The sequence below is a fragment of the Paraburkholderia sp. genome (assembly GCF_035656215.1).
In the GTDB taxonomy this organism is placed as follows: domain Bacteria; phylum Pseudomonadota; class Gammaproteobacteria; order Burkholderiales; family Burkholderiaceae; genus Paraburkholderia.
Map to the genome: position 1 here is coordinate 1 of NZ_DASRSY010000148.1, position 8,520 is coordinate 8,520.

The 8,520-nt window shown below is 64.6% G+C and carries 8 protein-coding genes, 1 pseudogene and 1 riboswitch; of the genes and pseudogenes, 4 read left to right on the forward strand and 5 right to left on the reverse strand.

Going from position 1 to position 8,520, the window contains the following annotated elements; genetic code table 11:
- The 4 genes from VFE81_RS08500 to cobG form a co-directional block, all read right to left on the reverse strand.
- A partial coding sequence (locus VFE81_RS08500; protein ID WP_325044174.1) for a cobalamin biosynthesis protein CbiG occupies window positions 1-1,185 on the reverse strand: 1,185 nt, incomplete at its 3' end.
- On the reverse strand, window positions 1,182-1,913 hold the full coding sequence (locus VFE81_RS08505) for a precorrin-2 C(20)-methyltransferase (RefSeq protein ID WP_325044175.1): 732 nt from the start codon (window positions 1,911-1,913) through the stop codon (window positions 1,182-1,184). The genes VFE81_RS08500 and VFE81_RS08505, both read right to left, overlap by 4 nt.
- Entirely contained in the window at window positions 1,914-2,540 is a 627-nt protein-coding gene (locus VFE81_RS08510; RefSeq protein ID WP_325044176.1) for a precorrin-8X methylmutase, read from the reverse strand.
- A complete protein-coding gene (gene cobG / locus VFE81_RS08515) occupies window positions 2,533-4,035 on the reverse strand; it encodes a precorrin-3B synthase (protein WP_325044177.1) in 1,503 nt (500 codons plus the stop codon). The genes VFE81_RS08510 and cobG overlap by 8 nt, the downstream gene beginning before the upstream one ends.
- Window positions 4,036-4,118: 83 nt before the next feature.
- Window positions 4,119-4,297: riboswitch (cobalamin riboswitch) on the reverse strand.
- Window positions 4,298-4,381: 84 nt separating this feature from the next.
- Between cobG and cbiE the strand changes: the two genes are divergently transcribed.
- The 4 genes from cbiE to cobM are packed head-to-tail and all read left to right on the forward strand — an operon-like array spanning window position 4,382 to window position 8,187.
- Window positions 4,382-5,605 (forward strand): precorrin-6y C5,15-methyltransferase (decarboxylating) subunit CbiE, encoded by a 1,224-nt coding sequence (gene cbiE, locus VFE81_RS08520; RefSeq protein WP_325044178.1) that lies wholly within the window; start codon window positions 4,382-4,384, stop codon window positions 5,603-5,605.
- Window positions 5,605-6,693, forward strand: a complete 1,089-nt coding sequence (locus VFE81_RS08525) for a cobalt-precorrin-5B (C(1))-methyltransferase (RefSeq protein ID WP_325044179.1) — start codon at window positions 5,605-5,607, stop codon at window positions 6,691-6,693. Before cbiE ends, VFE81_RS08525 begins: the two co-directional genes overlap by 1 nt.
- The gene (locus VFE81_RS08530; RefSeq protein WP_325044180.1) at window positions 6,690-7,412 is read left to right on the forward strand and encodes a cobalt-precorrin-6A reductase; all 723 of its coding nucleotides are present in this window, start codon (window positions 6,690-6,692) and stop codon (window positions 7,410-7,412) included. The genes VFE81_RS08525 and VFE81_RS08530 overlap by 4 nt, the downstream gene beginning before the upstream one ends.
- A gap of 46 nt (window positions 7,413-7,458) precedes the next feature.
- On the forward strand, window positions 7,459-8,187 hold the full coding sequence (cobM, locus tag VFE81_RS08535; protein WP_325044181.1) for a precorrin-4 C(11)-methyltransferase: 729 nt from the start codon (window positions 7,459-7,461) through the stop codon (window positions 8,185-8,187).
- 82 nt (window positions 8,188-8,269) lie between these two features.
- On the opposite strand, the pseudogene VFE81_RS08540 reads toward cobM, so the two are convergent.
- A pseudogene (locus VFE81_RS08540) lies at window positions 8,270-8,520 on the reverse strand (5-methyltetrahydropteroyltriglutamate--homocysteine S-methyltransferase); the annotation flags it as partial.

Consider the following 8,520-nt stretch of genomic DNA (forward strand, 5'->3'; position numbering starts at 1 on the left):
GCCGTGCACGCGTTGATCGGCGCGCAAGGGGCCGGCCATTTTCACGTAGGTTTCGTAGCCGAGGATATCGGTGGCTTCGTTCAGCGCTGTTCTTGCGGCGGCCACCATCAGGTCGGCACTGCCGGGACCAAGGCCGATCACCGTCAAGCGGCCGCGTGCGCGGCCAATTGTGGCCGGGTCGATTGCCAACGCTACCAACGCAAGCGCAACCCCTGCGTCTGCGTCGTCATGCAGTGTTTGATAAGGGATACGCAGCGCGGCATGCAGCAAGCTGCCCGGTGGCTCGCCATCCTCCGGGCGCGGCTGAGTAAAACGCAGTGGCACGTTCAGGCTTGCAGCCGCATTGGCGAGCGCCGGGTTCGCCATGTGTTCAGGAGAAGCCAGCAATGCCGCGAGCGAGAGCGCCGCGAGACCATGCGCGTCCAGTACCTCACGCACCAGCGCAGTGATCCGCGCACCGGAATCCGTCTGCGCATCTGAGCTGGACTTCGGACCGGGGCCCGCGTTCATAGCGGAGTGCGCGGCGGTACCGGTACCCACACCCGGCACGGTCACCGCCACCACTACACTCCGTGGATGAATCACCAACTCATCATCGCGCCCATCCCACGCGCGCGGTGTCACGCGAATTGCCAAACGTGCCGATTCCGAGCGCGGCAGTTGCGCCTCATCGAGCCAGGGCGCTTCGCCTTCGATCCGTGTGCTTTCGCCCGCCAGCAGATCCGAAACAAAACGCTTGCCTTGCGTTATATCGGCGAGTGCATAGCCGTCAGGCGGATTGAGCACGCATGTGCCGAAACGCAGTTCGCCACTCGTCGTAATCGCAGGCGACACAGTCAACGTAGCCGCAATCTCACGCGCGATCACGTTGACGCCTGCAAGTCCACCCAGCAACGGCACGACCGCACTGCCATCCTCTGCAACGGCCAGCACGGGCGGTTCGGCGCCCTTGTTCGACAACAACGGCGCCACGCAACGGATTACGATCCCGGCGGCGCACAACGCGACAATCGGCGTGCCTCCCGCATATAGATCACGCAAATGCGCGCCGAGCTCCGTATAAGAAACATCAGCTTCGACTCGCCCCTGCAACGCGTGCACCTGGCAACCCGCATACAACGTCTGGATGCGCCGCGCAGTCGCCAGGGCGCCCGAGCCAAGAATCACAATCGCGGGTGGCGTCATGCTTGCCATTTTTCCCCCGGCACGACGAGCAGCGAAAAATACGGCGACGCCATCGGATCGACTTCGGCGAGCGGCACGATGCGCTGATTGCCCATCGTCGCGCGTTCGACGTAAAGCGCGCGATGCGCGAGGCCCAGTTCGCCGAGCACGCGCCGCACCTTATCGAAATTGCGCCCGAGTTTCATGATGACGGCAGCGTCCGCATCGGCGAGGCGCCGGCGCAATTCGTCTTCGGGCAATACGCCGGAAAGCACCGACAAACTCTGATTGCGATACACCAGCGGCGAACCGAGCACCGCCGCACCACCGAGCATCGAGCACACACCGGGCACGACTTCGGCCTCGAAGCGTGCCGCGAGGCGGTCGTGCAAATACATGTATGAGCCATAGAAAAACGGATCGCCTTCGCAAATCACCGCGACGTCGCGGCCCGCATCGAGGTGGCCGGCGACGATCTGCGCAGCGGTGTCGTAAAAGTCGGCGATGATCGCTTCATACGAAAGCGGGGGTTCGAGCGCTTCGGTGGTCACGGGATAGACGAGCGGCAGATGCTGCTGGGCGTCATGCAGATGCGCCTCGATGATGCTGAACGCGTTGCCTTTCTTGCCCTTCGCGACGAAATAGGCGACCACGGGCGCCGCCTTCAGCAAACGCAGCGCTTTCAGCGTGATGAGTTCCGGGTCGCCGGGGCCGACGCCGAGTCCGAATAAACGTCCTTGCACGGTCATTTACTCGACCTCCGTCGCCAGCGCATTTACCGCGGCTGCGGCCATCGCGCTGCCGCCGCGTCGACCGTGAACCACGACATAGGGCACACCACGGCTGTCTTCAGCAAGCATCGCTTTCGATTCGGCCGCGCCGACAAAACCGACCGGAAAACCGAGGATCAGTGCGGGCTTCGGCGCACCGGCATCGAGCATGTCGAGCAGATGAAAAAGCGCGGTCGGCGCGTTGCCGATCACGACGACGCTGCCGGCCAGATGCGGCCGCCACAATTCGAGCGCGGCGGCCGAGCGCGTATTGCGGAGTTCGCGCGCCAAACCAGGCACGTCCTCGTGCGTGAGCGTGCAGATCACTTCGTTGTTCGCGGGCAGTCGCGCGCGCGTGATGCCTTGCGCCACCATGCCGGCGTCGCACAGAATCGGCGCGCCTTGGGCCAGCGCCGCGCGCCCCGCGGTACCCGCGCCTTCAGAAAACTGAAGATCTTCAATGACGTCGACCATGCCGCATGCGTGGATCACACGCACCGCGAGCTTTTCGAGGTCGGCGGGGATGCGCGAGAGATCGGCCTCCGCACGTATCGTCGCGAAGGATTGGCGATAGATCTCCTGACCGTCGCGAATGTAATCAAGCATCTAGAGGGCTCCGGGCCGGGTGTGCCGAGCGTGTCAATAGGTCGAGCATGTCGGCGGCCTGTTCGATCGTGAGTTGGTGCGCGACGCACGAGCCGAAATGCGGCTGGCCGTCGCGTCGATAAAGGTCGTAGATTCCGGGGGCCACGGCCAGCAGCGTGTACGGCGCGCAATGCGCGGCGGCGCATGAGCGCGGACAGCCGCTCAGATGGACGTCGACGCCGTCGGGCAAGCGATCCGCTAACAGCAGTGCGTCGGCTTTGGTATCGGCGAGGCTTTTTGCGCAGCCCGTGGAACCGGCGCAGGCGATCAAGCGTGTAAGAGGCTGCGCGGGGTCGCAGGCGAGGCCTAGCGCGTTCATTTCAGCGAGCACGGTGGGTGCAGCATTAGCAGCGACATCGGGCAGCAATACGCTTTGCCAGGGCGTCACGCGCAGCGTGCCGTTGCCTTGCTGTTGCGAGAGCGTGGCGAGCGCGCGCAAGGTGACGGCGTCGAGGCGTCCGAGTGGCGGCTGGCCGCCGACGTGCAGCATTCCCACCACGCGCTGTGCGTGTGCGCCAAGTCGTAGCGTGGCATCGGCAGGCGTGCCGCGTTGCCAGTTTGCGAGCGAGGTGTCGCGTGAGAGTGGGAAATCGACATACGCTTGAGCGTGCTGCAATAGCGCATCGACGGAATGCGTGGCAAGCAGATGACGCATGCGCGTGGCATCGGCCGCGGCCAGATCGAGGAACGTGTGCAGCAGCGCGCGGACGAGATCTGTGACTTGCGCAGGGAGCACGGCGGCGAGGGCGCCTGTGTCATTCGCCACCACAGGCGGACAACCCGCCAAACCAAACACAAACCGCACACCGTCTTCAGCTTGCGTCGCGGCCAGCCAGACATCATGCGGATGATCGAGCCTCGCAAGGCGCTCACCACCGTCCAGCAATAGCGCGAATTTCGGCGATAGCGCCGCGAAATGCGCTTCGGTCTGCAGCAAGGTGAGCAGTTCGGTGCAAAGTGGTCTCGTGTCGAACAACGCGAACGGATCGCGCCCGGCTGCAGGGCTGATCATGATGTTGCGCACGTCGTCGGCGGCGGACGCCCGTTGCAGATCCGAAGAAGCATACTGTGTGTCCACGGACCGTGCCGTTGAAGGTACCGCTTCGCCCGCTGTCAATTCGATAGATGAATTTGCTGCGTCCGTCGTCGGCATCGGCCCGAGCCCTGCATCGACCAACGCCGCGATCAACGCTGCCTCATGCCCGCTTCGCACGCCACGCACCTGCAGATTCGCGCGATTGGTTACCTCGACCACACCGGCCGCATGCCGTTCACTCACGTCGGCGATCACCGCAGCTTGCGCCGCGCTCAACTCGCCACCGGGCAATTTGATCCGGCAAATCCCCCCATCGCGCGCGGCGACGATGCGCAGCAGCCCAGGACATGCCGAGGGCCGCAGCGCCTGGGCCGCGTCGGGCAAAGCAGTGGAGGGCGAAGCTTGATTCAAGACGGACACCGGGTTTAGCGTCGCGCGACGGCCCGAGCAAGCCGCAAGGCGGCATTGCTGCGGCATCGGTACACCCCGCCCGATGTAGGCTGGCACGAACAGTCTCGCCGGCAGGTCTCCTGGCTGGCAGGTCATGGTCCGCCGCTGCCTTCCCGGTCGAACCAGTGGCGCGGAGCGCAGGCGGACTCGCTGCATACAGTTGCGGGGGCAGCCACAGTGGCACTGTGTTCCCTCTTCGGCCCCGAAGGGCACCGGCGGCTGTATTATGCCTTTTTTCGAACAGCACAACGAGGCTGGACGCTTTGATCGGCGTGGCACAGCGCACTATTTGAAGATACAGAAAGAGGATGGATGCATGCCGGCGTGGCTGACCGTAGTGGGCATAGGCGATGACGGCTTCGCCGGCTTGGGGAGGCCCGCGCGGCGCGCTTTGCTGGAGGCGTCGGTGGTCTACGGCGGCGAACGGCATCTGGCGATGCTGCCCGCGCGTCTCGCCGCTCGGCGTGAGCCATGGCCGAGGCCGTTCGATCTCGCGCCTTTGCTGGCGGAGCGTACCGGGTCAGTGTGTGTGCTGGCGAGTGGCGATCCGATGCTGTTCGGCGTCGGCGCGACGCTGGCGCGGCAGTTGCCGCCCGATGAGCTGCGGGTGCTGCCCGCGCCGTCGTCGTTGTCGCTGGCGGCCGCGCGGCTTGGCTGGCCGTTGCAGGACGTCGCGGCAGTTTCGCTGGTGGGACGGCCATTGCCGACGCTGAATGCGCATTTACACGACGGCGCGCGCGTTTTCGTACTGAGCGCCGACGGGCGCACGCCCGCGGCACTGGCCGAATTGCTGAATGCGCGCGGTTTCGGCGCGACCCGCATGACCGTGCTGGAGCATTTGGGCGGCGATCTGGAGCGGTGCATCGACGGACGTGCTGACCAGTGGTCGGCACAAGACGTGGCGGCACTGAACCTGATTGCGCTCGAATGCCGTGCAACAGAAGGCGCCCCGCGTCTCCCGCTGACCTCCGGCTTGCCCGACGACGCCTTTCGCCACGACGGTCAGTTGACCAAACGCGACGTCCGCGCGATTACGCTGGCACGCCTCGCGCCGACGCCCGGCGAATTGCTGTGGGACGTGGGCGCGGGCAGCGGTTCGATCGGCATCGAATGGATGCGCGCGCACCCGACCTGCCGCGCGATCGCGATCGAAGGGCACGCGGAACGGCAGCGGTTCATCGAACACAATCGCGATGCATTGGGCGTGCCGGGTTTGCAACTGGTGGCCGGCCGCGCGCCCGATGCGTTGGAAGGCCTGGCTGTGCCGGATGCCGTGTTCATCGGCGGTGGCGTGACGGTGCCGGGCGTGCTCGACGCCTGCTGGACGCGTCTGCGTGGCGGCGGAAGGCTGGTCGCCAACGCGGTCACGTTGCAAGGCGAGGCGGCGCTGGCGGCGTGGCGGGAGCAACATGGCGGCACGCTGACCCGCATCGCGCTGGCCGACGCACAACCGCTCGGCGGCTTCGATACGTGGCGCCAGGCGCTGCCGATCACGCTGCTGGATGTCACCAAGCCGGCCGACTCACCACCCCAACTGTAATGCGCGAAGAAACGCCCGAACAACCCGCGCCGCTGCGTAGCGGCTACACGACCGGCAGTTGCGCCACCGCGACGTCGCTCGCGGCCGCGCGTCTGTTGCTCGCGGGTATCGTCAGCGAGGTCGCGGAGATCGTATTGCCGAAGGGCCAGACTGTGCCGATGCCGCTGGTGTTCTGTCGCCGGATCGCCGACGGCGCGGAAGCGGGCACCATCAAGGATGCCGGCGACGACCCGGACGTCACGCACGGCGCGATCGTATTCGCCCGCGTGCGGCTGCGTGCCGAACCGGGCGTAATATTCCATGCAGGGCCAGGCGTGGGCACGGTGACGCGTGCCGGCCTCACGCTGCCGGTCGGCGAACCGGCGATCAACCCCGTGCCGCGCAAGATGATGACTGAGCATCTGACCGACCTCGCGGCGGAACATGGATACGGCGGCGGTTTCGACGTGACGATCGGTGTCGAAGGCGGCGAAGAACTTGCACTGAAAACGATGAACCCGCGCCTCGGCATTCTCGGCGGCTTGTCGATTCTCGGCACCACCGGCATCGTGCGACCGTTCTCGTGCTCGGCTTATATCGCATCGATTCATCAGGGCATCGACGTCGCGCGTGCCAACGGTTACGTGCATCTCGCGGCCTGCACCGGTAACGCAAGCGAGGACGCAATGCGCGCGCATTACGGCCTGCCGGATATCGCGCTGATCGAAATGGGCGACTTCGTCGGCGCGGTGCTCAAGCATATGAAGCGCGCGCCGGTTGAGCGCCTGAGCGTGTGCGGCGGCTTCGGCAAACTCAGCAAGCTGGCAGCCGGACACCTCGATTTGCATAGCCGCAATTCGAGCATCGATCTGGAACGGCTTGCAGAATGGGCCGCTGAGTATGGTGCGGACGATGCATTGCAGGCGGCGATTCTCGTAGCCAATACGAGTCAGCAGGCCGTCGCATTGGCGCACGCCCAAAACGTGCCGCTCGGCGATATCGTCTGCCGTCATGCGCTCGCCGTAGCACGCGATATCGTGCCACCGCAAGTCGCCGTCGAAATGTTCGCCATCGACCGCCAGGGCAATCTGATCGGAGCGGCGCAATGAAGCGGATTCTGCTGCTTGGCGGTACCGGCGACGCTTTGCGGATCGCAAGACAGCTCGGCCCCAGACACGTGTACAGTCTCGCGGGCCTCGGCAAGGTGCCGGACGATCTGTCGTGCGGGGTGCGTGTGGGCGGTTTTGGCGGCAGCGAAGGCATGGCGCGCTATATCGAAGACGAGCGTATTGGTCTCGTGATCGACGCGACGCATCCGTACGCCGCACAGATCAGTGCAAACGCCGCGAAAGCGAGCGGCGCCGCGCACGTGCCGTGCTGGGCACTGCGTCGCGCGGGATGGCAGCCGCAAGCCGGCGACGACTGGCGCACGGTCGACGATTGGGCCGAACTGACGGCCGCGCTCGCTTCGTTCAAACGGCCACTGTTCACACTCGGCCGGGAACCGCTCGTGCATCTCGACGAAATCCCGCCGCAACAGTTCTGGACCGTGCGCTGTCTCGACGCACACGAAACCAATCCACGTGCACGGATTCTGGCGACACGCGGCCCATTTACACTTGAAGGCGAGCGAACACTGTTCAGCACGGAAGCATTCGATGTCGTCGTCAGCAAAAACAGCGGCGGCAGCGCCACCGAAGCAAAACTCGAAGTCGCGCGCGAACGCGGCTTGCCGGTCATCATGCTGCGGCGCCCTGAATTAGCCGCCGTCGATCGCGAGTTTGCCGACGTGGCCGACTTGCTGGAAGCATTGCAGGTCTTAGGTTAAATGGCACATGCATGACATGCCTGCCAAACGAATCGTGGAGTATTGAATGACGGTGTTTTTTATCGGTGCGGGTCCTGGCGACCCGGAACTGATCACGGTGAAAGGACAGCGCCTCGTGCGTGCCTGCCCGGTGATCCTGTACGCCGGCTCGCTGGTGCCGGCCGCTGTGTTGGAAGGGCATAGCGCCGAGCAAGTCGTGAATACCGCCGACCTCGACCTCGATCAGATCGTCGCGTTACTCAAGGCAGCACACGACAAAGGTCAGGACGTGGCACGTGTGCATTCCGGCGACCCGTCCTTGTATGGCGCGATCGGCGAGCAGATCCGCAGACTTCGCGAACTCGACATTCCCTACGAGATCGTGCCGGGCGTGACGGCGACCGCGGCATGCGCGGCCACGCTCGGCTGCGAACTCACATTGCCCAATATTTCGCAGACGCTGATCCTCACGCGCTTTGCAAGCAAAACGACAATGCCGGAAGGTGAACAACTCGCAGACCTCGCGAGACATCGCGCGACGATGGCGATTCACCTCGGCGTGCGCCACCTGGCACGCATCGTCGATGAATTGCGGCCGCACTACGGCGGTGATTGCCCGATCGCGGTGATCTATCGCGCAAGCTGGCCGGATGAAGAAAAAATCACGGGAACGCTCGAGGATATCGTCGGCAAAGTGCAGTCCACTCATATCGAGCGGACGGCGCTGATACTGGTGGGGCAGGTGCTGGCTGCTGAAGGATTTGCTGAGTCGACGTTGTATGCGAAAGGCGGTTGAACGGTGAGCGGTAGACGCCGGCAAGCTCATCCGTAAGCAGTTGTTTACGGATGAGCGTTGCCGGAGGCGTATCTTCAAACGTTCATTCAGTCAATTCCACCTGCTTCGCCGCCAGTTTCACCCGCAAGGCCTTCGCGGCGCGCACCATATTTGTCAACGCCGCTTCCGTTTCCGGCCAGCCGCGCGTCTTCAGCCCGCAATCCGGATTGACCCACAGCCGCTCAGCCGGAATCACTTCGCATGCGCGTTCCAGTAGCCGTTGCATGGCTTCCGTGCTCGGCACGCGCGGCGAGTGGATATCGTAGACACCCGGGCCGATCTCATTCGGATAAG

Coding starts and splice junctions, on each gene's coding strand:
- VFE81_RS08505 (WP_325044175.1), bottom strand. CDS start 1,913: ATGACCGTGCAAGGACGTTTATTCGGACTCGGCGTCGGCCCCGGCGAC.
- VFE81_RS08510 (WP_325044176.1), bottom strand. CDS start 2,540: ATGCTTGATTACATTCGCGACGGTCAGGAGATCTATCGCCAATCCTTC.
- cbiE (WP_325044178.1), top strand. CDS start 4,382: ATGCCGGCGTGGCTGACCGTAGTGGGCATAGGCGATGACGGCTTCGCC.
- VFE81_RS08525 (WP_325044179.1), top strand. CDS start 5,605: ATGCGCGAAGAAACGCCCGAACAACCCGCGCCGCTGCGTAGCGGCTAC.
- VFE81_RS08530 (WP_325044180.1), top strand. CDS start 6,690: ATGAAGCGGATTCTGCTGCTTGGCGGTACCGGCGACGCTTTGCGGATC.
- cobM (WP_325044181.1), top strand. CDS start 7,459: ATGACGGTGTTTTTTATCGGTGCGGGTCCTGGCGACCCGGAACTGATC.